Annotated in this window: 25 protein-coding genes; 6 read left to right on the top strand and 19 right to left on the bottom strand. The window is 26.1% G+C overall.

From position 1 onward, the window contains the following. Positions 1-41: 41 nt before the first annotated feature. The 11 genes from ACTT88_RS04660 to rpsF form a co-directional block, all read right to left on the bottom strand. A complete protein-coding gene (locus ACTT88_RS04660; RefSeq protein WP_440908153.1) occupies positions 42-902 on the bottom strand; it encodes a DMT family transporter in 861 nt (286 codons plus the stop codon). Beyond that, positions 899-1,825 carry a glutathione synthase gene (gene gshB / locus ACTT88_RS04655; RefSeq protein WP_440908152.1) on the bottom strand — a complete coding sequence of 309 codons (927 nt, stop codon included), beginning with the start codon at positions 1,823-1,825 and terminating at the stop codon, positions 899-901. Before gshB ends, ACTT88_RS04660 begins: the two co-directional genes overlap by 4 nt. Beyond that, on the bottom strand, positions 1,815-3,110 hold the full coding sequence (locus tag ACTT88_RS04650) for a glutamate--cysteine ligase (RefSeq protein ID WP_440908151.1): 1,296 nt from the start codon (positions 3,108-3,110) through the stop codon (positions 1,815-1,817). Before ACTT88_RS04650 ends, gshB begins: the two co-directional genes overlap by 11 nt. Before the next feature lie 29 nt (positions 3,111-3,139). Then, a complete protein-coding gene (locus ACTT88_RS04645) occupies positions 3,140-3,697 on the bottom strand; it encodes an HD domain-containing protein (RefSeq protein ID WP_440908150.1) in 558 nt (185 codons plus the stop codon). Positions 3,698-3,700: 3 nt separating this feature from the next. Beyond that, entirely contained in the window at positions 3,701-5,182 is a 1,482-nt protein-coding gene (gene purF, locus ACTT88_RS04640; protein ID WP_440908149.1) for an amidophosphoribosyltransferase, read from the bottom strand. Beyond that, positions 5,136-5,681: a CvpA family protein gene (locus ACTT88_RS04635; protein ID WP_440908148.1), complete on the bottom strand. Its 546-nt coding sequence runs from the start codon at positions 5,679-5,681 to the stop codon at positions 5,136-5,138. Before ACTT88_RS04635 ends, purF begins: the two co-directional genes overlap by 47 nt. After that, positions 5,681-8,077 (bottom strand): efflux RND transporter permease subunit, encoded by a 2,397-nt coding sequence (locus ACTT88_RS04630; protein WP_440908147.1) that lies wholly within the window; start codon positions 8,075-8,077, stop codon positions 5,681-5,683. Before ACTT88_RS04630 ends, ACTT88_RS04635 begins: the two co-directional genes overlap by 1 nt. Before the next feature lie 21 nt (positions 8,078-8,098). After that, the gene (locus ACTT88_RS04625) at positions 8,099-9,517 is read right to left on the bottom strand and encodes a replicative DNA helicase (protein WP_440908146.1); all 1,419 of its coding nucleotides are present in this window, start codon (positions 9,515-9,517) and stop codon (positions 8,099-8,101) included. Between the two features lie 68 nt (positions 9,518-9,585). Next, positions 9,586-10,044, bottom strand: coding sequence for a 50S ribosomal protein L9 (gene rplI, locus ACTT88_RS04620; RefSeq protein WP_440908145.1), 459 nt, complete (start codon positions 10,042-10,044; stop codon positions 9,586-9,588). A gap of 1 nt (position 10,045) precedes the next feature. Then, positions 10,046-10,318 (bottom strand): 30S ribosomal protein S18, encoded by a 273-nt coding sequence (gene rpsR, locus ACTT88_RS04615; RefSeq protein WP_440908144.1) that lies wholly within the window; start codon positions 10,316-10,318, stop codon positions 10,046-10,048. Next, positions 10,318-10,671: a 30S ribosomal protein S6 gene (rpsF, locus tag ACTT88_RS04610; protein ID WP_440908143.1), complete on the bottom strand. Its 354-nt coding sequence runs from the start codon at positions 10,669-10,671 to the stop codon at positions 10,318-10,320. The genes rpsR and rpsF overlap by 1 nt, the downstream gene beginning before the upstream one ends. A gap of 86 nt (positions 10,672-10,757) precedes the next feature. On the opposite strand from rpsF, the gene fabD reads away from it, so the two are divergent. Genes fabD through gmk form a run of 4 tightly spaced genes read left to right on the top strand, consistent with a single transcriptional unit; the run spans position 10,758 to position 13,347 of the window. Continuing rightward, the gene (gene fabD, locus ACTT88_RS04605; RefSeq protein ID WP_440908142.1) at positions 10,758-11,684 is read left to right on the top strand and encodes an ACP S-malonyltransferase; all 927 of its coding nucleotides are present in this window, start codon (positions 10,758-10,760) and stop codon (positions 11,682-11,684) included. Then, a complete protein-coding gene (fabG, locus tag ACTT88_RS04600) occupies positions 11,681-12,418 on the top strand; it encodes a 3-oxoacyl-[acyl-carrier-protein] reductase (RefSeq protein ID WP_440908141.1) in 738 nt (245 codons plus the stop codon). The genes fabD and fabG overlap by 4 nt, the downstream gene beginning before the upstream one ends. A gap of 48 nt (positions 12,419-12,466) precedes the next feature. Continuing rightward, positions 12,467-12,706 (top strand): acyl carrier protein, encoded by a 240-nt coding sequence (locus ACTT88_RS04595; protein ID WP_008544320.1) that lies wholly within the window; start codon positions 12,467-12,469, stop codon positions 12,704-12,706. An 8-nt stretch (positions 12,707-12,714) separates the two neighbouring features. Then, entirely contained in the window at positions 12,715-13,347 is a 633-nt protein-coding gene (gene gmk, locus ACTT88_RS04590) for a guanylate kinase (RefSeq protein ID WP_440908140.1), read from the top strand. On the opposite strand, the gene rsmA is transcribed toward gmk, so the two are convergent. The 6 genes from rsmA to ACTT88_RS04560 are packed head-to-tail and all read right to left on the bottom strand — an operon-like array spanning position 13,336 to position 20,832. Next, positions 13,336-14,121: a 16S rRNA (adenine(1518)-N(6)/adenine(1519)-N(6))-dimethyltransferase RsmA gene (rsmA, locus tag ACTT88_RS04585; RefSeq protein WP_440908139.1), complete on the bottom strand. Its 786-nt coding sequence runs from the start codon at positions 14,119-14,121 to the stop codon at positions 13,336-13,338. The two genes, gmk and rsmA, sit on opposite strands and share 12 nt — an antisense overlap. Continuing rightward, positions 14,118-15,086: a 4-hydroxythreonine-4-phosphate dehydrogenase PdxA gene (locus ACTT88_RS04580; RefSeq protein ID WP_440908138.1), complete on the bottom strand. Its 969-nt coding sequence runs from the start codon at positions 15,084-15,086 to the stop codon at positions 14,118-14,120. Before ACTT88_RS04580 ends, rsmA begins: the two co-directional genes overlap by 4 nt. Beyond that, positions 15,076-16,002: a peptidylprolyl isomerase gene (locus ACTT88_RS04575; protein WP_440908137.1), complete on the bottom strand. Its 927-nt coding sequence runs from the start codon at positions 16,000-16,002 to the stop codon at positions 15,076-15,078. The genes ACTT88_RS04580 and ACTT88_RS04575 overlap by 11 nt, the downstream gene beginning before the upstream one ends. Position 16,003: 1 nt before the next feature. Then, positions 16,004-18,622: an LPS-assembly protein LptD gene (locus tag ACTT88_RS04570; protein WP_440908136.1), complete on the bottom strand. Its 2,619-nt coding sequence runs from the start codon at positions 18,620-18,622 to the stop codon at positions 16,004-16,006. After that, positions 18,612-19,685, bottom strand: a complete 1,074-nt coding sequence (locus ACTT88_RS04565; protein ID WP_440908135.1) for an LptF/LptG family permease — start codon at positions 19,683-19,685, stop codon at positions 18,612-18,614. Before ACTT88_RS04565 ends, ACTT88_RS04570 begins: the two co-directional genes overlap by 11 nt. 4 nt (positions 19,686-19,689) lie before the next feature. Beyond that, the gene (locus tag ACTT88_RS04560) at positions 19,690-20,832 is read right to left on the bottom strand and encodes an LptF/LptG family permease (RefSeq protein ID WP_440908134.1); all 1,143 of its coding nucleotides are present in this window, start codon (positions 20,830-20,832) and stop codon (positions 19,690-19,692) included. A gap of 60 nt (positions 20,833-20,892) precedes the next feature. On the opposite strand from ACTT88_RS04560, the gene ACTT88_RS04555 reads away from it, so the two are divergent. Together ACTT88_RS04555 and ndk are read left to right on the top strand one after the other, a co-directional pair. Then, the gene (locus ACTT88_RS04555; protein ID WP_440908133.1) at positions 20,893-22,347 is read left to right on the top strand and encodes a leucyl aminopeptidase; all 1,455 of its coding nucleotides are present in this window, start codon (positions 20,893-20,895) and stop codon (positions 22,345-22,347) included. Further along, positions 22,340-22,750: a nucleoside-diphosphate kinase gene (gene ndk, locus ACTT88_RS04550; RefSeq protein ID WP_440908132.1), complete on the top strand. Its 411-nt coding sequence runs from the start codon at positions 22,340-22,342 to the stop codon at positions 22,748-22,750. The genes ACTT88_RS04555 and ndk overlap by 8 nt, the downstream gene beginning before the upstream one ends. Here the strand turns inward: ndk and purN are convergent. Both purN and purM read right to left on the bottom strand, forming a co-directional pair. Then, positions 22,740-23,321, bottom strand: a complete 582-nt coding sequence (gene purN, locus ACTT88_RS04545) for a phosphoribosylglycinamide formyltransferase (protein ID WP_440908131.1) — start codon at positions 23,319-23,321, stop codon at positions 22,740-22,742. The two genes, ndk and purN, sit on opposite strands and share 11 nt — an antisense overlap. Continuing rightward, positions 23,299-24,327: a phosphoribosylformylglycinamidine cyclo-ligase gene (gene purM, locus ACTT88_RS04540; RefSeq protein ID WP_440908130.1), complete on the bottom strand. Its 1,029-nt coding sequence runs from the start codon at positions 24,325-24,327 to the stop codon at positions 23,299-23,301. The genes purN and purM overlap by 23 nt, the downstream gene beginning before the upstream one ends. Positions 24,328-24,329: the final 2 nt, after the last annotated feature.

Here is a 24,329-nt window from a genome sequence, read left to right as displayed (position 1 = left end):
TTCTGATTTGTGGCCAAATCAAGTTATTTGTAATTTAGGAATTAAGATTTTTTGAGCTTAAGAAATGAGTGAATTGCAATTGTTAGAATTATAACAATACCACCCTGAATCGTCTCTATGCTCGGTTGTTCTTTGATAATCATCCACACCCATATAGGACCAATTATAGTTTCTAATAAAAAGAATAAATTTACCTCCTCAGCTGGTATAAATCTTGGAGCTATAGTTACTAAAACAAATGGTATTGCTACGCATAAAATACACATTAAAGGAATATAAATCATATCATTTCCAACTAGGTCAAAACTTTCAACGAAGAAAAATGCAAAAATAGCAACACAAAATTTTCCTAAAACTGCAGAGGGAAGCAAATCTCTATCTTTTGCTGATCTTACAAGAACAGCATTAACCGCAAGTCCGGTAGCTGTGACCAACCCCATAAAATCACCGAAAATGTTCCCCAACTGAATTGAGTCATAAAATATATAAATAGCAGAAAAGAAAGTTATTAATATTGCAACCCACGTTTTTTTATCAGGTACTTCCTTTAAAAAAATCCCACCTAAAATTGCAGAGATCATTGGGGCCATAGCAACCATTACCAAAGTATTTGCTACATTAGTATTTTGAATAGATACAAGGAATGTAATGTTACAAATTGCAAAACTGATAGTATAAAATATTCCTGTATACCCTACATTAAATAAAGCATTTAAGAAATTTTTATTATAAAAAATTAATAAACCTAATAAAACTAGAATAAAAGGAATAGCTCCTCTATAAAATAACATTCCCCACGTTTCAATATTTGATAATCTTATTAATAGAGAGTCAGGCGTAATAAGCATTACCGCTATAAAGGCTAACAAAGAACCTTTTTGTTGATTAGTTAAATTATTCACACTTTAAGCTCTTTCCAAAAAGTTTTGGCTAAATTTTTTCCCGATAGATCGTAAAGTGTTTTAAGTCCTGTTGGAGATGTAACATTTATATCTCCGTTAAGTTTTTGATCTATAAAATCAATTCCTGCAAAAAAAATATTTTCTTTTTTTAAATCTTTTGCAATTAGTTTTGAAATTTTAATTTCTTTACTTGTTAATTTTATGTTAGTTGGTTTTGCTCCTTTACTCATGTTACTTAAAATTGAACCTTTCTTTGGAACCCTTGAAATTGCACCACATACTTTTCCATTTATAATAAAAACTCTTTTGTCTCCCTTATTTATTTTAGGAAGAAATTTTTGGCACATGATATGATCATGTTTTTTTATAAATTTATTAACCAATTTTGAATTAAATTTAGTTAGTAAATGAATATCATTTCCACTGAAACTATGGATGGGCTTTAAAATAACTTTTTTGTTTTTTTGGAAAAATTTTTTAATTTCATCCATATTTTGAGTAAAAATGGTAGCTGGCATGTATTTTTGATATTTAGATGAATACAATTTTTCAGAAATATTCCTTACAGAGGTAGGGTTGTTAATTATTTTAACTCTAGTCTTAATCGTATCCAAAATGTAAGTTGTTGAAATATACTCAAGATTAAAAGGTGGATCTTGGCGAATAAGAATAAATTTACATTTACTTAAGTCTAGATTTTGTTTTTTTGTGATTTTATAGAATTTTTTATTGCTATAGTTAAATTTAATAAAAAAACCCTTAGCTGTAACTTTTGAATTAACAACTGATAAGTCTTTTGGATCGTAATAGAAAATTTTATATTTTTTGTTCTGAATTTCGTTTGCTAAAAAAACACTTGTATCTGTTAAAGGATTTAGTTTAGAAGGATGATTTCCTTGAACAGCAACAATTTTATTTATCATACAATTCGTCTAAATTTTCGTTTTTTGAAAATTTACTAATCATATGATCTGCGTTTGTTGTCTTATTATCAATTACTTTTTGTAGATGGTTTAGAAATAAAGTCTCGTTATTACCTTTCTTACTTAAAATATCTCTATTCTCCAACCCTTTTCTTGAAAGATCTAAAAGTGTAGATGACCAATAAAGGAGATCTTTACCCATTAATTGAGTATTAAATCCTTTTTTTGGTGCCTCTAAATATGCATTAATTATTTTATCGTTTTCCCATTTCGAAATTAGTTCATGAACTTCATCTAAATTTCCATAAAGCATACCTATATTGAAAGCTGGTCCTGCACATAAACAATCCCAGCCACAGGTATCCATTGATCTCAATTCAATATATTTCTTAACTCTGTTTTCAGTAAATATTGTACTTAAGTGAGTTGTTAAGTCTGTTTCAGTTGGAAGCCTATTTCCAATTTCTTGAATTTTTCCTTCCATAAAATCCTTAAAAATATATTTCCTACCCGAAATATACTGATCTTCATTTTGTATAAATAATATGGGAAAATTAATTACAAAATTTGCATATTTTTCAAAATTCATATCTTCGAAAAATAATTTAGGCAATCCACCTCTAGAAGTGCTTTGCCACACTTTAGATCTATAAGATAAATAGTTACTATTTTTTTTCTCTACTATTGAGGAATTAGCAAACAAAGCGATTGCAATGGGAACAATTGAGTTTGCTACTCTAAACTTTTTAATAAAATCTTCTTCTGAGCTATAATCTATATTTAACTGAGTGCCACATGTTCTATACATCATATCTAAACTAAGTTCACCACCTAAAGGCATATCCTTGGTCATCAATTCATATCTTTGTTTAGGATTGTTTGGTATTTCATTTAATTTAGATATTGGATCAAAACCTGCACTAACAATTTTTATGTCTAATTTTTTTGTAACTTGTTTTAATTCAAACAAATAGTCTTGTGACTCCGCACAAGCTTCATGCATATGATTTAATTTATCTCCTGATAATTCTATTTGGTTGCCTGGTTCAAGAGTTATATTTTTTCCACCTTTATTAAGAGCAATGATATTTTGTTTTTCAAAAACTGGATTCCAGCCAAATTCAAGTAAGGCTGTAAACATCGCTTTAATTTTTGGATAATCAATCCTTTTATTGTCTGAATTATTAAATAAAAACTTTTCATGCTCAATCCCAATTTTGAAATTTTTGGACTCTTTAATGCCTGATTTAAAATAATTTATAATTTTTTCTATTGAATCAATCATGTGCTGTAAGTAGTGATTTATAGTTAAATTTAAAGATAATAATAAGGCTCTTTTGCGAATATTTTTTTAACTAATGGCTTAAAATCTTCCAAAGTCATACTTTTGTAATCAGGGTCAAAAGAGCATTGGTCATATTTTTCACAAAAATCTATCGTGTCTTGATAATACTTGTGATCTTTAAATTTATCTCTCGCATTTCTATCACCACCTAAATGATGAGCACTGTAGTAAGTTTGAAAAAGACCATGATGTAGAACAATCCAATAAGTTCTTTCCGAAACATAAGGTTTAAGTATGGATGCAGCATATTGGGAATGATTCATTGGTGCTAGATCATCTCCAATATCATGTAGTAAAGTTGCAACAACCATTTCATCACTTTCTTTATTTTTAAAAGCTCTAGTTGCAGCTTGTAATGAGTGTTCTAGTCTAGTGATTTTGTAACCCTCTAAAGTAGTAGTTTGTTTTGATAAATAATTTAAAACTCTCTCAGCTGTTTGTCTTTCAAAGTTTTTCTCAAATTTTTCAAGAAGCTCATAATCTTCCTTAGTTCCATTTTTCATTTCAGTAAAATTTACTGTTTTCATAATTTAATTGTTTGATCCTGTGCTTAGTAAAGATAACTGGGTTATTTTATTATCTCCTAATTCATCCACTAATTTAACAGGATATTCGCCTGTGAAATAATGATCTGTTAATTGTGGATATGTTTCGTTTCTTTTTTCAAAACCAATAGCTTTATACAATCCTTCAATTGATAAAAATCTTAAAGTTTTAGCTCCAATATATTTACAAATTTCATCATTAGTTTTATTTGCTGCTAACAATTCTTTTTTTGTAGGTGTATCTACACCATAGAAATCTGGATATCTTATTTCGGGGCATGCAATTTTAACATGAACTTCTTTTGCACCAGCTTCATAAAGCATTTTAACTATTTTATAAGATGTGGTTCCCCGAACAAGTGAGTCATCAATTAGAATTATTTTTTTATTTTTAATTGTTGTTTGATTAGCATTTAATTTTAATTTTACTCCCAAGCTTCTAATTTTCTGGCTTGGTTCAATGAAAGTTCTTCCAACATAATGATTTCTAATTAATCCATGTTCAAAATTCATTTTTAATTCTTGAGCAAAACCCATAGCAGCAGCATTTCCAGAGTCTGGAACCGGAACAACTATATCAGCATCAGTATCATTTTCTTTTGCTAGCTCTTTACCAATATTTTTTCTATGTTCATATGCTGTTTTTCCTCCAATCAGACTGTCTGGTCTTGAAAAATAAATATATTCAAATACGCATGGTCTAACTTTTTTAGCAGGAAAGGGCTTAATACTTTTCAGCTTATTATTTTCAATTAAAACTATCTCACCGTTTTCAACTTCTCTTACAAATTTTGCACCAATAATATCAAATGCACAAGTTTCAGATGCTAAGACATAACTATTACCAAGCTTACCAATTACTAGTGGTCTAATTCCGTAAGGATCTCTAACTCCAATTAAAGAGTTCTGAGTTAACATCACTAATGCATAACCACCTTGAATTTGAAAAATTGCATCAATTACTTTGTCAATTGTTTTTGGTCTTTTTGATTTAGCAATTAATTGAACAATCGTTTCAGTGTCTGAAGTAGTGTAAAATATAGCTCCATCTGCAACTAGTTTATTTCTCAAAGCAATTGAATTTGTAAGATTTCCATTATGTGCAACTCCAATACCACCTGCGTTGGTGTCAGCAAAAAAAGGCTGAATGTTTCTTAATATATTGTTTCCAGTTGTACTATATCTGTTATGGCCAATCGCATAATTTCCCTTAAGATTATTAAGTACTTTTTCTTTATTGAAATTATCACCAACCAAACCAAATCTTTTTTCAGAATAATATTTTTCTCCATCAAAAGTAACAATTCCACATCCTTCTTGACCTCTGTGTTGTAGGGCATGTAGCCCAAGTGCTGTAAGAGCTGATGCATCCTTAGCATTGCTAATACCAAAAACCCCACACTCTTCCTTAAATCTTGGATTATAGCTCTGTAATTTTTTCTTTAGAATCTTGATATGTTTTTTCATTAGGGAATTCTTTTATCAGATAACTACTACCTTTTTCTAAATATGGAAAGATGTATGATTTGTCATAATTTATTGGCCATTTATCATAATTATAAACGATATGAACACCCGAAAAGATACATACAGAAATAATGTAAGCTCTTATAAAACCAAAAAAGAATCCAAATGTCGTATCTAAGCCACCGATTCCTGTGTATCTGACTGCTTTACTGATTCCTTTATTAACTAATAGAACCAAAAAGATAACGACCACAAATATTAATATTCCTAAACCAACATCGAGCACATACTCATTATCAATTACGTCTTTTACATAGGGTTTAATTTTAGGAAATAGAAATAATGTAATTATATATGCCAACAACCATTTAGCTATTGAGAGAATACTTAAAATGAAGCCCTTTTTGTAACAATTTATCAAAGAAAGGATTGTTAAAATTAAATAAATTAAATCAATTATCGATATTGCTTTGTAAAAATCTTTTATGATTTCTAACATTAAGATGATTTACCAAAAGGTTTAATAATTAAGATTAACGCGGGAAGTAGTGTTAATACCAATATCATAGCTAATAACATAGCAACTCCTGTAAACACACCAAAATAAATTGTTGGAATAAACTTCGATAACACTAAAATTGAAAATCCAAAAACAATTGTAATTGAAGTGTTTAGAATAGCAACACCAACGGTTGAATGACACGTTTTTAATGTTTTGTTATAATCTCTAATTTTATTAAACTCTTCTTTAAATCTGTAAATATAGTGAATACTGTTATCTACTGCGATTCCTATTGTAATTGCTGCAATAGTTATTGTCATCATATCTAATGGTATTCCTAATAATCCAATTATTCCTAATATAAAAAAAGCAGCAATAAAATTTGGAACAACCCCAATCAATGAGAGCTTAATATTTCTAAATAAAATTATGAACATTGAAAATATTCCAATCATAACTAATCCCAACGTTAAAATTTGAGATTTAAATAAGCTTTGTAATAAATTATTAAATAATATTAATACACCTGCTAGTTTGTAATCTTTTTCTTCTAAACCAAATTTATCTTTAAGATCAAAATTAATTTTGTTAATTAAATCGTTTCTCCTTAAATCTTCCTGCGAGTCTATAATTCTTAAACTAATTCGAGCCTCATTATCTTTGATAGAAAGATAGGGGTCTATAATTTCAGTTTTAATTCTTTCAGGAATTTTAGAGTAAAGTACTCCCATTTCTAAAGTACCTAGAGGTTTATTGTTGTTTAATTGAGTAGCAACCTCAATAATAGATGAAAAAGATAGAACTTTGCCAATTTCAGGTAAGCCATCTAAGTAATTATGAACAGATGAAATTAGATCAATTTTATCTTTGGTAAACCAATATTTTTCATCATTAGTATCTTCCTCATCACCCCAATCGTCAAACTCGTCATCTTCCTCAGATTTTTTTACTTTCTCTTTTTGAGGAAATTTTATAATAACTTCTAAAGGAGTGGTTCCACCTAGCTCCTCATCTATAAGTTTCATACCCTTATAAATTTCAGTATTCTTATCAAAGTAATTTATAAAACTATTTTCAACTTCAAGCTTACTTATCCCAACAATACTGAAAATTATAACTATTCCAGTTACCAAGAAAATTGAGTTTTTATTATTTATAGAAATTATACTGAGTAAATTAGTAATTTTTGATTTCTGTTCTTTTTTTACTGAAATATTATTTGTGGGTGCAAAGTTTAAAAGGGTAGGTAGTAAAGTAAATGTAATGATAAATGATGTAATTAAACCAAAAGTCATCATCCAGCCAAAATCAATAATAGGTTTTATTTCACTAAAAATTAAAGATAAGAAAGCGAAAATTGTCGTTAGAACAGTATAAAGAATTGGCCAAAACATTTTTGAAGTTGTTAAGGAAATAATTTCAAAATTATTTTTTGATGGATAATCTTTTTTAAGCTGAAGAAACCTAGTACTCATATGAATATTCATTGCCATTGTTAAAATCAACATAAGTGCAATAAAATTAGACGAGATGACTGTAACTTTCCATCCTAACAATCCAAGTAATCCCATCATTATTATCACAGAAAAAAGACAACTACTTATAGGAACCACAATCCAAAGAAGGTTTCTAAAAACAAACCATAAAGTGGCAATTATAAATAATAGAACACCCAAACCAAAAATAATTATATCACTTTTGATAAAAGTCATCATATCATCAGCAATCATTGGTATTCCTCCTAGATAAATTTTTCCAATATCATCATAACTTTCAATAACTTGTCTAATTTCTAAAATATTCTGCTGGTTTTGTTTTTTGATTTGATCTTTAATAAGTTCAATTTCCTCTTTTGATTTATTTTCTATATCTTCTAATTTTTGAGAATATTTAATATTAACAATAATTCCACTAGTCTTGCCGTCTTCACTAATGACGAAATTTCGAAAAACAGGACTATTTAAAATTTCCTTAAAACCTCTATCTCTATCGACATCCTCATCTTTTAATGTTTTGAAGTTTTCTAGTCTTTCTTGAAGGGGAGCTTCTGAATTATTTAAAAGTGGAATGTCTAATAATGTAATCACACTATGGACCCAATTGAGGCTCTGAATTTTATACTTTAAACTTAATAAATTATTAATTGATGAGTCAGTTACCATTCCCTCATTTGGTGTATAAGTAAGAATTAAAAATTCTTTAGACCCATATCTTTCAGAGACTTCTTTCAAATATGCTAAATCTGGATCACCCTCTATCAATAAGGTTTCCGATGAAGCATCTAGCCTAAAATTTTTTGAATAGTATCCAAAACTTAAAATAGCAATGATTAACAATACAAATATTGCTTTTGGATTTTTTAGGATAACGTTTTGGTAAAAATGAGCTATCATTCAAGCTCTTTATATTGGAATTTAACTTAATTGAGTATCCTTAAATTTTGTAAATCTTTCTTCAAATTCAAGAGTTACATTGCCAATAGGACCATGCCTTTGTTTTCCAATTATAATTTGTGCCAAATGAGCAACCTCATTCATTTTTGCTTGCCACTCTGCATGTTCAACTGTAGCTTCTCTTGGCTCTTTTCTCTGTAAATAATACCCTTCTCTATAAACAAACATTACAACATCTGCATCTTGTTCAATAGATCCAGACTCTCTTAAATCTGCCAATTGAGGCTTGTGATCATCTCTTTGCTCTACTTGTCTTGACAACTGTGAAAGAGCAACAACAGGAACAGAAAGTTCTTTAGCTATTGCTTTAAGTCCTTGAGTAATTTGTGATATTTCTTGAACTCTTCCATCTTTGTTAAATGTAGTTCCTCTCATTAACTGGATGTAATCAACTACAATCATATCGAGACCAAAAAGCCTTTTAATACGTCTTGCTCTATTGCTCAAAGCTGCAATACTTATTGCTGGAGTTTCATCAATATAAAGAGGCAGTTCAGAAATATTTTTCGATGTTTCTAAAAACTTATCAAATTGGTCGTCAGATATTCTTCCTCTTCTAATATCATTAGAGCTAATTCTAGCTTGTTCAGAAATAATTCTTGTAGATAATTGTTCTGAAGACATTTCAAGCGAAAAGAAAGCTATAGAAGATTTCTTACCACTCTCTTGTAATTTTTGGGCGGCGTTGAAAGCAATATTTGTTGCAAGTGAGGTTTTACCCATTGATGGTCTACCAGCAATAATAATTAAATCTGATTGATGTAAACCACCGAGCTTATCATCTAAATCCCTTAAACCAGTTGGAACACCAACTATACCTTCCTCATTCTTATAAGCAGCTGAAGCCATTTCAATTGTTTGTTTCATTGCTTCATCAAATTTTACTAAAGAAGAATTGAAAGAACCTTTTTCAGCTAAGTCAAATAATAATCTTTCAGAACTTTCGATTATAGATTGTCCGTTAGTATCAAGATCATTTAATTTTGCACTATCAATAGTTTGTTCAGAAATTTTTATTAATTCTCTTCTTACAAACATATCGTAAATTATTTTTGAGTATTCTATTGCTTGCCTAACTGATGTAGAAAATTTTGTAATTTTAACTAAATATTCTGGAACATTTAGATCATCTTTTTCATCTTCAAAATAATTTTTTAAAGTAATTGGGTTAGCTAACATTCCTTTGTAGATAAGACTTTCAACTGCCTCAAATATTTTTTGATGCATTGGGTCATAAAAGTTAGTACTAGAAATTATTGTATTTATTTCATCAAAAATATCATTGCTTACAAGGATAGATCCTATAACTGCTTGTTCCGCCTCAATGTTATTTGGCAACTCTTTAAAGTGATCTTTAACTATACTTAAATTATTTTCCATTAAAATAAATTTACATGAAAATTAATCAAATCAAATTACTAATTGGTACTGGGGAAAAGAATGTATAATTATTGAATTGTATCAGCTGAAGAAACATTGATTGTAATTTCAGCATCAACTTCTGAGTGTAAAGTAATTTTAACTTTAAATTTTCCTAAAGCTTTTATTTCTTCAACTGGTTGTATCATTGAAGGCTTAATATCAATATTGTTCTCTTCCCGAATAAGTTTTGAGATTTCAGTTGGTTTAACTGAACCATATAATTCATTATTTTCTGTACTTAACTTTTTGACAGAATACTCTTTACCATTAATCTGATCAGCAATTTGAGAGGCTTCTTTCTTCTTTTCGTTATCTTTTTTAGATAACTCAGCTTTAATTTTTTCAACTTCTTTTATATTTTCTTTTGAAGCATAAAGAGCTTTTTTATTAGCAATTAAGAAGTTTCTAGCAAAACCTCTTTTTACATCTATTACTTCACCAATAGATCCAATTCTTTTTACGTTTTCTAACAATATTACTTTCATTTTATATTAATGCTAAGTTTCTTGCTCTTTTGATTGAAACAGAAAGTTCTCTTTGTTTCTTTTGAGAAACATTTGTTATTCTTGAGGGTAGAATTTTTCCATTCTCAGATACATATTTTTTTAAAAGTTTAATATTTTTGTAATCTACTTGAGGAGCACCCTTAGCTGATAATGGACAAGTTTTTTTGAATTTATATTTATTAGGTTGAAAAATACTTAATTTTGCAAAGTTACTCTGCTTACCTTTTTTATTTCCACTTTGTCTTTTTGGCATTAGTTTTTAACACTTTCTTTTTTTTCACTATCTTCTTTTTTTCCAAAATAGTTTGTTTCTAAATCAAATTTTTTTACTCTAACTGTTAGATATCTTAGTAATTTTTTATCTATAGACTCATTTTTCTCTAATTCATCAATAACATTACCTTTACCTTTTATTTTAAAGTGTATGTAACTTCCTTTTTTATTCTTTTTAATTAGATAAGATAAGTTTAGTAATCCCCAGTTTTCAGTTTTAACAACTTCACCATCATTTTTTTCAACAATTTTAGAATACTTCTCTGTTAGTTGCTTTAATTCACTTGGTGAAGTATCTTGCCTAGCTATAATAGTATGTTCGTATAAATTCATTTAAGTTCTTTAATAAAAAGTGAGGATATACTATTATAAAAGTTCAATTACAATAGTTAAAAAGGCAAAATGTCAGTTTTTTTTATATGTTTTCAGTAATTTTTCCAGGTCAGGGATCTCAAATAGTGGGAATGGGAAAAGAGATTTATGATAAATTTAATATGGTAAAAGACCTTTTTAAACAAGCAGATGATACTCTAAATTTTTCTATTTCTAAGCTTATCCTTGAAGGACCAAAAGAAGAGTTAGATCTAACAGCAAATACACAACCAGCAATATTTTTAATAAGTTACTCAATATTTAATTTAGTAAAAAATGAATTCAAGTTAGATTTAAATAAAGCAAAATACTTTGCAGGACATTCTTTGGGAGAGTATTCGGCTTTATCGTGTGCGGGATATCTGGATTTTTCAGATACTTTGAAAATATTAAGAACTAGAGGGGATGCTATGCAAAATTCTGTGCCTAAAGGACAAGGAGGGATGGTTGCAGTATTAGGTTCAACAGTTGATATGATTGAAAAAATTTTGACAGAAAATGTAGAAAATTTAAAAGTACAAATTGCAAATGACAATTCTGAGGGTCAAATTGTTTTGAGCGGAAAAACCGAGGATTTAGAAAAGTTAATTCAAATTTTAAAGGATAATTCAATAAAAAATACTAAACTTCCAGTAAGTGCACCTTTCCACTGTGATTTGATGAATAATGCTACAAAAATTATGAAAGAAGAGTTAAATAAACTTAATTTTAAAAATGGTCAAAATAAATTAATATCAAACGTTACTGCTGATGAGATTAAAGACCCAGATGAGCTTAAAAATCTCTTGATTAAGCAAATAGAGAGTAGAGTTAGATGGAGAGAAAGTGTGATTAATATGATAGAAAATGATGTAGACCATTTTATAGAAATTGGACCTGGGAAAGTTTTGTCAGGTTTAGTAAAAAGAATTAATAGAAATGTTAAAATTGATACAATTAATTCTCAAAATGATATTGAAGGTCTTAAAATATGAATGATTTAAAAGGTAAAAAAATTATTGTTACTGGTGCTTCAGGCGGGATTGGAAATTCAATAATTGAAAAATTAAATCAAGCAGAAGCAAATATTTTAGCTTCAGGAACAAGAATAGAAAAACTTGAGGAATTAAAAGATAAATATGGAAATATTAAAACATTAAAGTTTGATATTTCTCAAAGCGATAAAATTGAGGAGTTTATTGAAAACGCAACCAAAGAACTTGGTGGTAGTTTAGATTGCATAGTTAATAATGCAGGTATTACCCAAGATAATTTAGCAATAAGGATGAGCTTAGATGAATGGAAAAAAGTAATTGATGTCAACTTAACATCAACTTTTTTAATGAGCAAATCAGCAATTAAAAAAATGCTTAAAAATAAATCTGGAAAGATTGTTAATATTACGTCAGTTGTCGGACATACAGGTAATTTAGGACAGGCCAATTACACCGCTTCCAAAGCAGGTATAATTGCAATGTCTAAGAGTTTAGCAATAGAATATGCTAAGAAAAATATAAATATAAATTGTATATCACCTGGATTTATCAAAACAGCTATGACAGATAAATTAGATGACAAATTTAAAGAAGCAATAATATCAAAAATCCCTTCTGCCCGACTAGGAGAGCCAGATGATATTGCAAATGCTGTACTTTTTTTATGTTCTAGTCAATCAAGTTATATAAATGGAGAAACTTTGCATGTTAATGGAGGCATGTATATGGCTTGACAAAATAGGTTTTTAAACTAATAAGAATTTATAACAAAAAGGATCAATATGTCAGAAGACGTTTCAAGCAAAGTAAAAAAAATTGTAGCAGATCACCTAGGTATAGATGAAGCAAAAGTAACTGAAGAGTCAAGTTTTATAGATGATTTAGGCGCAGATAGCTTAGATACAGTTGAATTGGTGATGGCTTTTGAAGAGGAATTCGGATCTGAAATTTCAGACAGTGAAGCAGAGAAAATTTTAACTGTTGGAGATGCAGTTAAGTTTATCGAAGGAAAAGCTAACTAGAAATTTTAATGCCATCAGAAAAAGATGGAGTAATGATAATTTTATCCTCTCCTTCTGGAGCAGGTAAAACAACATTGGTAAAAAAGTTATCAGAAAAAGATAATTTTGAAATTTCAATATCACATACCACCAGACAACCTAGACCTAATGAAAATCATAATGAAGATTACTTTTTTGTTGATGAATTAGAATTCAGAAGGTTAATAAAGAATGAAGAATTCCTTGAATATGCAAAAGTTTTCAATAATTTCTACGGCACAACAAGAACACCAGTAATAGATAAATTAAATAAAGGTAAAAATGTTCTTTTTGATATTGATTGGCAGGGAGCCGATCAAATTAAAAATAAAAAATTAGATTATAAATTAATTACTTTTTTTATATTACCTCCAAGTAAAGAAGTTTTATTTAAAAGATTATCTAAAAGACATTCTAATGACAAATTAATAGCAGAAGAAAGAATGAAACAATTTGAAAGAGATGTCTTACATTGGATAAACTACGATTACGTGGTTATTAATAACGATTTGAATGAATGCTACTCCAAAATTACAAATTTAATCGATGCTGTAGTTAATGATGGCTCTAAAGATTATGATTTAGAGTACATAAGAAGCCATGTTAATAAACTAACCTCTTAAATTTTCATATTCGAAAGCCAGTTTATAGTAAGTTTCAAAATTCAAGTTTTGTGGTCTTAAATTTAAATCAATTTTAAGTTTATCCAACACTTTTTTATCTCCATTAAATAGTTGATTAAAAGGTTTCTTTAACATTTTTCTTCTTTGGTTAAAAAAAACTCTTGTAACTTTTTCTAAATTATTAGGATCATTAATTTTGATAAAATTTTGCTTTGGATGAAATAATAATAATGAGCTGTGAATTTTTGGTTTTGGTGAAAATGCTTTAGGTTCAATGTCACATATCTTTTTAATATTAAGCTTCCAATTACAAATTATAGATAATCTTCCATAATTTGATGTATTAAATTCTGCAATTATCCTATCAGCAACTTCTTTTTGAAACATTAAAACTAAACATTCAAACCAAAAATTATCTTTTAAATTAATTATCCATTTAGTAATAATTTCTGTTGAAATATTATAAGGTAAATTGCCAAAAACTATTGCCTTATCTTCTAAAAGATTAGTTTCATCTAATTTTAAAACATCATCGTTAATAATATTTATTTGATCACCAAATTTTTTTTTAAGATTGATTGCAAGCAAGTTATCTTTTTCAATAACAAAGATTTTTTGAGGTTTTTTTTTGAATATATACGAGGTAAGGTTTCCAGTTCCTGGTCCAATTTCAAGTACTAATTTATTTTTAATATCGGTTATATTTGTAATTTTCTCCAAAATATTCTTATCTGTTAAGAAATTTTGACCTAAACTTTTTTTAGCTCTTATCAATTTTTATCCAGAAAAGAAATTGCTTTTATTAAACTTAATGGATTAGAAATATTTTTTCCTAACATTTCTATATTTGGTCCATGGTCTGGAGAAACTCTAATAAAAGGCAATCCAAGAGTTATATTAATAGCATTATATTCAAATAAAGTTTTAATCGGTGTTAATACCTGGTCATGATACATGCCTATAATTACATTATATTTTTTTATATTGTTTTTCATAAACATTGTATCAGCAGAATATGGCCCGGAAATATCATAATTTCGCTTTTTTAAATTTATAATGGCAGGTTTGATAATTTTCTCATCTTCATTAAATTTATAAATACTTTCACAATGTGGATTAATTCCTAAAACGCCTATTTTAGGTTTTATTTTGAGTTTAATTTTATAAAACTTGTTTATCAATTCGACTTTTTCATAAATTAACTTTTTATTAATATTTTTTGGAACCGATTTTAAAGGTAAATGTGTAGTAAGAGGACAAACAGATAGTCTTTTATTATAAATAAGCATCGCATTTTTTTTTATATTAAATTTTTTTGAAATAAATTCAGTTAAACCTAAATATTTCTTTTTCAAAAATTTATCTTTGGAGATTGGACCTGTAATTAATCCTTTGAGGTTAAATTTTTTAATTAATTCAAATCCAACATTAAAACAGTTTTCAATATATTTGTTTGATTTTGATGAAATTTTTTCAAAAGCTTTAGATGTGTTGTATTTAACATCTATTAAATTAATACTTTTATTATCAAGCTTCAAATTTATTAAATTTTTAGTATTTAAAATATTAATCTTTTTTTTATATTTTAGCTTAGCCATCTGCAACTTTATAAGTTTATGAGATGCAATTAATATTAAGGGTTTTTTTATTTTAGTTCTTTTTAATGTTTTAAAAAAAATTTCTAAAAAAACACTATTAGGTTCACCAGAAATAATTAGTATTGAGTTTTTAAAATTCATTTATCTCGACTTCTTTCTTAACTCTATTAAAATAAATATTAGAAAATTGATTAAGTTGTTTATTTGCAACTTCTTTAGAGATTGTTTCAACTTCTTCATCTAGGTTAATTTTAATTTCTGTTTTTCTCTTGTCTTCAATTTTTATAATTAAAAAACCTCCTGGTACTAATATCGCATTAGTAATACTTCCAATTTTTGTGTTAATAACTTCTTTTTTTAATTTTTTATTTAAACTATTAAGTTTTATCCAACCTACTCTCCCGCCGTTTTTAGCCGAACTAGAGATGCTATGAATTAGAGCAGAATTGTTAAAACCATTTAATTCAATGTCTTTTTTAATTTTGTTGTATTTATTTTCTAACTTTTGATTCTCTTCCAATGTAAAAAGAATTTCTGATATAAAAAACTCCTCCTGAAATTTATTAAGATTAATTTCATTTCTTATTTTTTCTTTATCAATCTTAACATCTTTCGAATGTTTGTTAAAAATTAATTGATTCCACAATAATTCTATTTGTAATTTTTTTTTGATTGTTTCATATTTAATACCATTTTTTTTAATGTATATTTTTAATTCATCCTCATTATTTAAATTTAATTGGTTAATTAGATTTTTAATTAGAAATTCAAGGTATTGATCATCTACTTCAATTTTTTCAAAATATTTTGATAATTCAATTATTTTAATTTTTTCTCTAATTATCGAATTTTTTGAGATTTCAAAAATTTTTTCTTTTTCTAAATTTTCAAAATTTTTATTTATCATTTTAAGATATTCAATCTCTTCGAATATATCTATGGATGTAATTATGTGGTTATCCACCTTAAAAAGAATTTTATTTTCGTATGCTTTAGCTGTTAGAATTAAGAAAAAATAAACAATAATCACAATAGAGATATTAATTTTATTTAACATTTTACTGATCTATTTTTTGCTCAAAGGTGGTAATTGGAAATAGGGTAATTGTAAATATTAAGTCTTCTGATGGTTTTAAATCCCTATCTTCATAGTAAGTTTTTTTGTATTTGATACCAGCTGTTAAACAATCATTTTTATATTCGTAAACTAAATCATAATATTCTGTTAAATTAATTTTTCTATTTCTTCTTGTGTTAAATTTAAAATAATTATTTTCATCAATCTCAAAAGAAGTATTATTTTTTACAAAATTTTGATCACCCATATCATCTATTTCTTTTATATAATGGAAAGTACTAACAAAATTATTTAAAGATATTGTTGTACTTATATCATTATAATCTATTTCGTCTAAATTATTGTCTGCAGCAAAATTATATTTAAAATTTAAATTTTTAGAAAAGTTATTTGAAATAGAGCCAAATATATTTGAGGTTTTTTTATTTAATGTTGTGTTAGATGGCATAAAATTTTCCTCTTTATCTCTAAACACTGTCGCTAATTTAAATTCAAAGTATTTATTCATATCTTCTATTGTCTCTTTTTTATAATCAAAACCAACTGTCAACGATTTCCCACTCTCAAAAGAATCTTCTAATCCCAATCTATTGATTAAGAATATATTATCGTTGTTAATTGTTCTTTTGGTTGATGTATGATTTTTCATGTCACTAGGATTTGCTCTAAAGGATAATTTTGGTGTTAAATAATTAAAATAATTTGATGTTTGCTTTTTTAATGGAAGACTTGTTTGAAGTTCAAATATTGACGAAAATTCAATTTGTGGACTTGATTTATAATCAGAAATATTTTTTCCAAGTGAATTAAGATTTTTTAAATTAATGTTAAAATTATTTTTAAATCCATTTTTTGAAATATAATCTATACTAGAAAATGAAAAATTATTTATTACTTGTGATTTTAATTTATTTGTTTCGTTTAAGTCGTTACTTCCATTTGAATTAAATGTTACCGAGCCCTTTTGTAAATTAGTAAATAAGTTTTGATTATAATTATAATATGGAAGTATATATTGATACCTATCATTATTTTTTAATTGTAAATTTTCAAACGACTGAAAACCTGCAGTTAAATTCCCATTATCTTTTTCCAATATAACTTTTATTTCACTAGACAATTTATCAGTATTTTGAGGCTTTAATGAAGTTACCGTATCATTCAAATTATTATTAAATATTTTCAAGAAAGTATCATTTGTTATTTTTTCAAAATTAATATCCAATTTGCTCGTTTCAAAATTTTCTAAATTTAAATCAATATCTAAATCTGTGAATAAATAACTTGTATTTTGTTCTTTTTTTAAAGTTGAAGATTTATAGTCTCTAGAGTGTCCAAAATTCGTGATTAAACTAAAATTTTTTCCTACTTTTCTAAATTCATTTTGGATCATTTTAATTTTTCCGTCAAAAATTGATGGGCCAAATGTAAGATCGCTTTCTTCAGAAAAAACATGAAAATAAGGTATTATAATTGAATTACCAAGTAAGTTTGAATTATTTATAACTGGTTTGAGTAGTCCCGACTGTCTTTTTACTGTTGGGTCAGGATGAAAAAATTTTGGAAAGTATAAGATTGGAAAATCATATAATTTTAAATATGCATTTCTATAGTTTAATTGTTTTTTATCTTTATCATGTGTTATCTCATTTGCTTCGATAGACCATGGTGGACAATTATCATTCTTTTTGCAACTTGTAAAAACTCCTTTATTTATAACAGTTAAATTGTCTTTTTTAGACAGTGACAGTCCTTGCAGTCTTGGATCATTTTCTGAATTATCAAAAATATTTTTATGTAAATTTATTTTTATATCTTTTGCCAAAAAACTTTTGGTCTTTAAATTTATAATACCACTGGAGAAGTAAAATGTATCACTTTTAGGTAAGTTATAATTTGAATTTATTATTATTTTTTCACCTCTTAGTTCTTCCTCATTAATTAAGTATCTAAATTTTGAAAGTTTATATAAATTTGATTGATCGCTAATTTTTGTATTTTTTTCTGAAATTAATTGCATAGATTTTCTTAAAAAAATAACGTCTTCAGATGTAAAATTATATTTTGAATTTATTAATGCAGATGTTTTTCCTTTAGTAGAAATTTTTTCTTCGTTTATTAAATAAGATAAAAATTCTGCTTTAATTTTATAATCCTCTAGATCATTTACAAAATTAACATTTTTTTTTGCAACAATTAAATTTTGATTTATATTATACTCAAATTCATTTGCACTTATATTTACTTTATCTTTAAGACTAATTCCTCTTGATTTATTTTTTGTATAAATAATATTTTTATTTTTTTCAAAAACTATGCTATCTGAATAAATTATATATTCATTAATAGTGTCATTTATTTTAACTTCACCGCTTGCATTTAAAATATTTAAATTTTTATTATATTCAAATTTGTCAGCATCAATTATAATTCCATTATCTGATGTGATAGTTCCTCTTTTTAAACCTATAAATTTGTTGCCATTTTCAATAATTTGAACTTCTGTTATATTAAAATCAAAATCCTCAGCACCATAAGCATTAAAAAAAATTAAATTAAAAAAAAATATAAAAATTATTTTAAGAATATTATTTGTCATTTACTTTATTTAGTAGAAAACCATTTACACATGTTAAAATTATAAGTGGAAAAAAGATTGATATTAACAAAGAAATTCTTTCTGTACTACCAAGAACATAAGAAAAATTGTTAAAATAATATATTATTACAGAGAAAAATAAGCCTATTGAAATTTTAAATGTAGAGCTTTTTATTTGTTTAATTCTAAACATAATTAAAGATGCAAATATTGTAATTAATAATAAATATACAGGATTTGAAATAAGTTTTAACATATGTAAGTCCAAATCAGTAATTGAGTAATTTAGTTTTTTATAGTTTTTTCTCAATTCATAAAGTTCAATAAATGTCAAAGCAGATAAGTTTGAATATAAAGTTTGTATTCTTTCAGAATTAAAATTTGTATTTATTTCTAAATTTGAAATATTTCTATAATCATTTTGTTGATATACCCTAGCGTTAAAAATTATCCATTTTTTTTCAGTTATATCAATTTTATCACTTTGTATATTTCTAATAACATTAAAATTTTCATCGAATTCAGTTATAAAATTATTAATTAAATATTTATTTTCTATCGATGATGAATTGGTAATAATTATTTTATTATCAACTTTATCTTTTATCCATAAGCCGTTTTTAGTAACAACAGCAAGATATTTTCCATCTGATGTATAATTTGATTTTAGTTCTAAATAAACACTTTTTAAAGTAGAGGATACATTATAAAAAACGGATATTAGAAAAATACCTGTAATCAATGTTAAAACACCAAGAATTATTAAAATATTGGAATTTTTTAGTCCTGAATATCTAAAAATATCCAGTTCTTTATTTTCAAAAAATTTTATAAAAAAAAGTTGGACTGTAAGTAATATAATAAAAGGAAATATTTCAAAAACTAGTGCTGGTGAATTTAATAAAGACAAAAAAAGTGTAAAGCTAACATTTATGTTTTCATCTTTAAAAAATTCAATTTCGGTTAATAAATTTAAAATAAATACTAAACTGGTAATTACAAAGAAAACAAAAAATAAAGATTTAAAATAAACAGAAGAAATAAATTTTATATAAACTTTCATTTTTTTATGTTCGTATAAAGTTTGCTTTAAATTTATAAAATAAGAATAAATACAAAATTATAAATACTAATAACGGAATTAAAATTAAATTTATATTTTGAAAAGTAGAATTAGAAATAAATCTGATTGTTGTTTCGGAAAAAATAATAATTCCTAAACCAATCAAGAATGTTGAATACCTTAATTTTTGATAGCTAGCATTTTCCTTAGAAATTATAATTATCAAAAAAGGCAATAAAGATAATATTGGAATATAAAAAGGTATAATAAATCTTTTATACAACTCTTTAAAAATATTACTCATATTCTCAATAGTACAATTTTCAATTTTATTTGTTAGTTTTTCAAATATTATTTTATTAAATTTGTAAAAATTATTGATACATTTAATAAGCTTGAAAGACGAGATTTCTTGAGTTTTAATATAAGTAGTTGTATTTGACTTTAAATCAATAAGTGAAAAATCAGATTTAGAAAATGAAATATTAGTTATTTTATCATTTTTTGAAGTAATAGTAGAACCTTTGTAAAGGACTAGTATTTGTGAATTTTTTATTTCTTTAAATTCCCCTTTTTTTGCATATGTTATTTGAAATTCATTATTGTCGATTTCTCTTTTTATATACAAATTTTCTAGATCACCATTTTTATCTTTTTTATTAGCATAAATTGTTACCCCTTTTATTGTGTCATTAAATTTTTGTGGTTTAACAAAACTTCCTAAAAAATTTACATTTGAATTTCTCAGGAATGATCTAGCTAAATCTTGTGATTTTGGAACTATGATTGCGCTTAATAAAATCTGAAATAGCATTAATAAAATTGAGATTTTAAATATGAAATTAATTATTTCTATTTTATGGACTCCAAAATTCCAAAATATCATCAATTCATTACTAAGTTCATATTTTGTAGTTACATAAAAAATTGTAAAAAAAAGTACAAAAGGGAATATTTTGCTTAGTATTTTTGGAAAATTTAAAAGAGAAAAATTTAAATATACCAAATAATCTCTTCCATCTTCTATCATTATATCTAGATAATTAACTGATTGAAAAACCCAGATTACGACTGCAGTGCTTAATAATGAGAGAAAAAGAAAAGTTAAGTAATCATATAATAGTTTTCTGTATAATATTTTTTTCATTGAAAAATGTGATTTTTATACCTATATAGCATTATCTCGTAGAGATTGTATTTAAAATTTATGGCTGTCCAAATTTCTTATAAAAACAAGATATCGAAAAAAAACACTTATAATTTGGTTTTATTCGTTAATGAAACGTTCAATATTTCAAGCTTAAAAAAACATATTTCAACCAAAGAATATGCTCTTATTTCCGACCTTGTTAAAACGAAGGATATAAAAAAGAAAATAGTAGCTTTTGATATCAGCTCTAAAAAAAAAATAATATTAGTTTCACTTAAAAATAAAATTACTATTTCCGAGGTAGAAAATCTAGGTGCAGTTTTTTATGATAAATTTAAAAATGATAAAATAAATCATTTTGTTATAAATTCAGATTCTTCAATAAATCAACAAAGGAATTTAGTAGGTAATTTCGTACATGGTTTAAAATTAAAGTCTTATACTTTTGAGAAATATAAAACAAAAAAAAATAATAAAAATATTTCTATAATTATATTTGGTAAGAACCAGCCATCTGTTAAAGAACAGCTTAAATTTAAAGCTATTGAAGATGGAACATTTTATACAAGAGATTTAGTTTCTGAGCCTGGAAACATTCTACATCCTGATGAATATGCAAAAAGATTAATCTCATTAAAAAAGTATGGTTTAAAAGTTTCTGTATATGATGACAAAAAATTAAAAAAACTTGGAATGAATACCCTGCTTGGCGTAGGGCAAGGTAGTATTAGAGGATCGTATCTAGTTACAATGGAATGGAATGGTTTGGACAAAACATCTAAACCATTAGCATTTGTAGGAAAAGGAGTGTGTTTTGATACCGGAGGAATATCGTTAAAGCCTGCTAAATTCATGGAAGATATGACTTATGATATGGCTGGTTCCGCAGTTGTAGTTGGATTAATGAAAAGTTTAGCACTTAGAAAAGCAAAAATAAATGCTGTTGGTGTTGTGGGTTTAGTTGAAAATATGCCAGGAGGTAATGCGCAAAGACCTGGAGATATTGTTAAGTCTTACAGCGGTAAAACTGTAGAAATTTTAAATACTGACGCCGAGGGAAGATTGGTTCTAGCTGATGCTTTAACTTATACAGAAGAAAAATTTAAGCCAAAATTAATTGTAGATTTGGCTACTTTAACAGGAGCTATAATTGTATCTTTAGGTTCTGAATATGCAGGTTTATTTTCGAATGATGATAATCTATCAAAACAATTAATTAATGCCGGGGAAAAAGTAGAAGAAAAAGTTTGGAGAATGCCTCTAAATAAAAATTTTGATAAGTTAATAGATTCTAAAAATGCAGATATGCAAAATATTAATTATGTTGGGGGAGCAGGATCAACAACTGCTGCTCAATTTTTACAAAGGTTTATTCTAAACAAAACACCTTGGGCACATCTGGATATAGCTGGAATGGCTTTTTCAAAATATGGTGGAGCATTGAATTCTGGTGGTGCAACAGGTTATGGAGTGAGATTATTAAATAAACTAATAGAGGATAATTATGAGTAATTTAGAAAAAACTTTATCAATTATAAAACCAGACGCAGTGGAGAGAAATCTAGAAAATGAAATTAAAGAAATGTTTAAAAGTAATGGTTTTACAATTTTAAAAGAAAAAAAAATTCAAATTGAAAAATCAGAAGCTGAAAAATTTTATAAAGTTCATGAAACCAAGCCATTCTATAATGATTTATGTGCCTATCTATCCTCAGGCCCAATTGTTGTGATGGTTCTTGAAAAAGATAATGCAGTTTTAGGAAATAGAGAATTAATGGGTGCCACAAATCCAAAAGATGCAGAAGAAGGCACTATTAGAAAAAAATATGGAATTTCAATAGATAAAAATTCTGTGCATGGCTCAGATAGTGTTGAAAATGCTAAAATTGAAATAGATTTTTTCTTTAAAGATTAAGAACTTTTAATATTGCTTTTGGGTACAGTTTATGCTCTTGAACTAAAACTTTTTTAGCAAGAGAAGACTTGGTATCTTTTTTTGAAATTTTTACTTTCTTTTGTAGGATAATTTTCCCCGAATCTAATCTAGCATTTACAAAATGAACAGTGCATCCTGAGTATTTTTCCTTGTTGTTTAATACTCTTTGGTGAGTATTTAATCCTTTATATTTAGGCAGTAAGGAGGGGTGTATATTTAAAATTTTCCCTTTAAATTTTTTTATAAAATTTTTTGACAAAATTTTCATAAATCCAGCAAGACAAATCATTTCAATATTGTTTGCTTTTAAAACAGAAAGTAATTTTTTTTCACTTAAATTTTTATTTTTAAAATTTAATACCTTTTTTTTTATATTGTATATTTTAGCATAATTTAAACCTTTTGCTTTAGAATTATTTGAAACAACAAAATCAATAGATATAGGAGATTTATTAGTTTTTGAAAATTTAATTAGAGATTTAAAATTACTTCCTGTACCAGATATAAATACAGCTGTTCTAATTTTTCTATAACCAGTTGATAGACCCATTTAGTTTAACTTTATTTTTATCTTCAGAAATTTTTCCGATTACATATGGCTTATATTTTTTTGAAAAAAATTTACTTATTTTTTTTAGATTTTTATTTTCTATAATTATGCAAAAACCAACTCCACAATTAAATGTTTTGAGCATTTCTTTATTAGAAATTCCATTATTTTTAAGCCAATTAAATATTTTAGAAGTTTTAATTTTATCTAAGTTAATATTTGCAGAAAGTTTATCTGGTATAATTCTTTTAATATTATCTGACAATCCTCCACCTGTTATATTTGCACAACCATTAATTAATTTATTATTTATTAAATTCATTATTTCTTCGACATATATTTTAGTTGGTTTTAAAAGCTCAGATCTCAAAAAATTATTTTTTTTAATATTTATTTTTTTTTGTTTTAATAAATATCTCACAAGAGAATACCCGTTAGAATGTAAACCACTAGAAGGAATTGCTAATATCAGATTATTTTTTTTTATTTTATTTTTATTTAAAATTTTATTCTTTCCAACAACTCCTACAGCAAATCCCGCAATATCAAATTTCCCTTTTTCGTAAGTACCTGGCATTTCAGCAGTCTCTCCACCGACGAGTTCACATTTTGATTGATCACAACCTTTTTTAATTCCTTTTATTATTGCTTTAAGTTTTTTTAGATCAATTTTATTTATAGATATATAATCTAAAAAAAGTAAAGGCTTAGCACCTTGAACGATTAAATCGTTTACACTCATAGCAACTAAGTCAATTCCAATAGTGTCAAATTTATTTAAGGAATTAGCAATTTCTATTTTAGTACCCACACCATCCGTACAAGCTACGATTCTAGGTTGTTTGATAATACTTGGTATATTTGTTATTGAGCCAAACCCCCCTATATTAGAAAACTTTTTTTTGCCTCTTTTTTTTGCTGAAATTTTAGAGATGAAATTAACAAACTTATCTGCAGCTTTGATATTAACTCCACTTTTTTTATAGGTAAATTTTTTTTTATTCATTA

Origin of the sequence: Candidatus Pelagibacter sp., from assembly GCF_052046145.1 — a bacterium.
Lineage (GTDB): Bacteria > Pseudomonadota > Alphaproteobacteria > Pelagibacterales > Pelagibacteraceae > Pelagibacter.
Note: the sequence above shows the minus strand (reverse complement) of the source record. Positions and strands in the feature narration are given on the sequence as shown.

What these genes read in the sequence shown, in the direction of transcription:
- gshB (WP_440908152.1), bottom strand. Translation starts at nt 1,825, where the DNA reads ATGATAAATAAAATTGTTGCTGTTCAAGGAAATCATCCTTCTAAACTA.
- ACTT88_RS04650 (WP_440908151.1), bottom strand. Translation starts at nt 3,110, where the DNA reads ATGATTGATTCAATAGAAAAAATTATAAATTATTTTAAATCAGGCATT.
- ACTT88_RS04645 (WP_440908150.1), bottom strand. Translation starts at nt 3,697, where the DNA reads ATGAAAACAGTAAATTTTACTGAAATGAAAAATGGAACTAAGGAAGAT.
- purF (WP_440908149.1), bottom strand. Translation starts at nt 5,182, where the DNA reads ATGAAAAAACATATCAAGATTCTAAAGAAAAAATTACAGAGCTATAAT.
- ACTT88_RS04635 (WP_440908148.1), bottom strand. Translation starts at nt 5,681, where the DNA reads ATGTTAGAAATCATAAAAGATTTTTACAAAGCAATATCGATAATTGAT.
- ACTT88_RS04630 (WP_440908147.1), bottom strand. Translation starts at nt 8,077, where the DNA reads ATGATAGCTCATTTTTACCAAAACGTTATCCTAAAAAATCCAAAAGCA.
- ACTT88_RS04625 (WP_440908146.1), bottom strand. Translation starts at nt 9,517, where the DNA reads ATGGAAAATAATTTAAGTATAGTTAAAGATCACTTTAAAGAGTTGCCA.
- rplI (WP_440908145.1), bottom strand. Translation starts at nt 10,044, where the DNA reads ATGAAAGTAATATTGTTAGAAAACGTAAAAAGAATTGGATCTATTGGT.
- rpsR (WP_440908144.1), bottom strand. Translation starts at nt 10,318, where the DNA reads ATGCCAAAAAGACAAAGTGGAAATAAAAAAGGTAAGCAGAGTAACTTT.
- rpsF (WP_440908143.1), bottom strand. Translation starts at nt 10,671, where the DNA reads ATGAATTTATACGAACATACTATTATAGCTAGGCAAGATACTTCACCA.
- fabD (WP_440908142.1), top strand. Translation starts at nt 10,758, where the DNA reads ATGTTTTCAGTAATTTTTCCAGGTCAGGGATCTCAAATAGTGGGAATG.
- fabG (WP_440908141.1), top strand. Translation starts at nt 11,681, where the DNA reads ATGAATGATTTAAAAGGTAAAAAAATTATTGTTACTGGTGCTTCAGGC.
- ACTT88_RS04595 (WP_008544320.1), top strand. Translation starts at nt 12,467, where the DNA reads ATGTCAGAAGACGTTTCAAGCAAAGTAAAAAAAATTGTAGCAGATCAC.
- gmk (WP_440908140.1), top strand. Translation starts at nt 12,715, where the DNA reads ATGCCATCAGAAAAAGATGGAGTAATGATAATTTTATCCTCTCCTTCT.
- ACTT88_RS04580 (WP_440908138.1), bottom strand. Translation starts at nt 15,086, where the DNA reads ATGAATTTTAAAAACTCAATACTAATTATTTCTGGTGAACCTAATAGT.
- ACTT88_RS04575 (WP_440908137.1), bottom strand. Translation starts at nt 16,002, where the DNA reads ATGTTAAATAAAATTAATATCTCTATTGTGATTATTGTTTATTTTTTC.
- ACTT88_RS04570 (WP_440908136.1), bottom strand. Translation starts at nt 18,622, where the DNA reads ATGACAAATAATATTCTTAAAATAATTTTTATATTTTTTTTTAATTTA.
- ACTT88_RS04565 (WP_440908135.1), bottom strand. Translation starts at nt 19,685, where the DNA reads ATGAAAGTTTATATAAAATTTATTTCTTCTGTTTATTTTAAATCTTTA.
- ACTT88_RS04560 (WP_440908134.1), bottom strand. Translation starts at nt 20,832, where the DNA reads ATGAAAAAAATATTATACAGAAAACTATTATATGATTACTTAACTTTT.
- ACTT88_RS04555 (WP_440908133.1), top strand. Translation starts at nt 20,893, where the DNA reads ATGGCTGTCCAAATTTCTTATAAAAACAAGATATCGAAAAAAAACACT.
- ndk (WP_440908132.1), top strand. Translation starts at nt 22,340, where the DNA reads ATGAGTAATTTAGAAAAAACTTTATCAATTATAAAACCAGACGCAGTG.
- purN (WP_440908131.1), bottom strand. Translation starts at nt 23,321, where the DNA reads ATGGGTCTATCAACTGGTTATAGAAAAATTAGAACAGCTGTATTTATA.
- purM (WP_440908130.1), bottom strand. Translation starts at nt 24,327, where the DNA reads ATGAATAAAAAAAAATTTACCTATAAAAAAAGTGGAGTTAATATCAAA.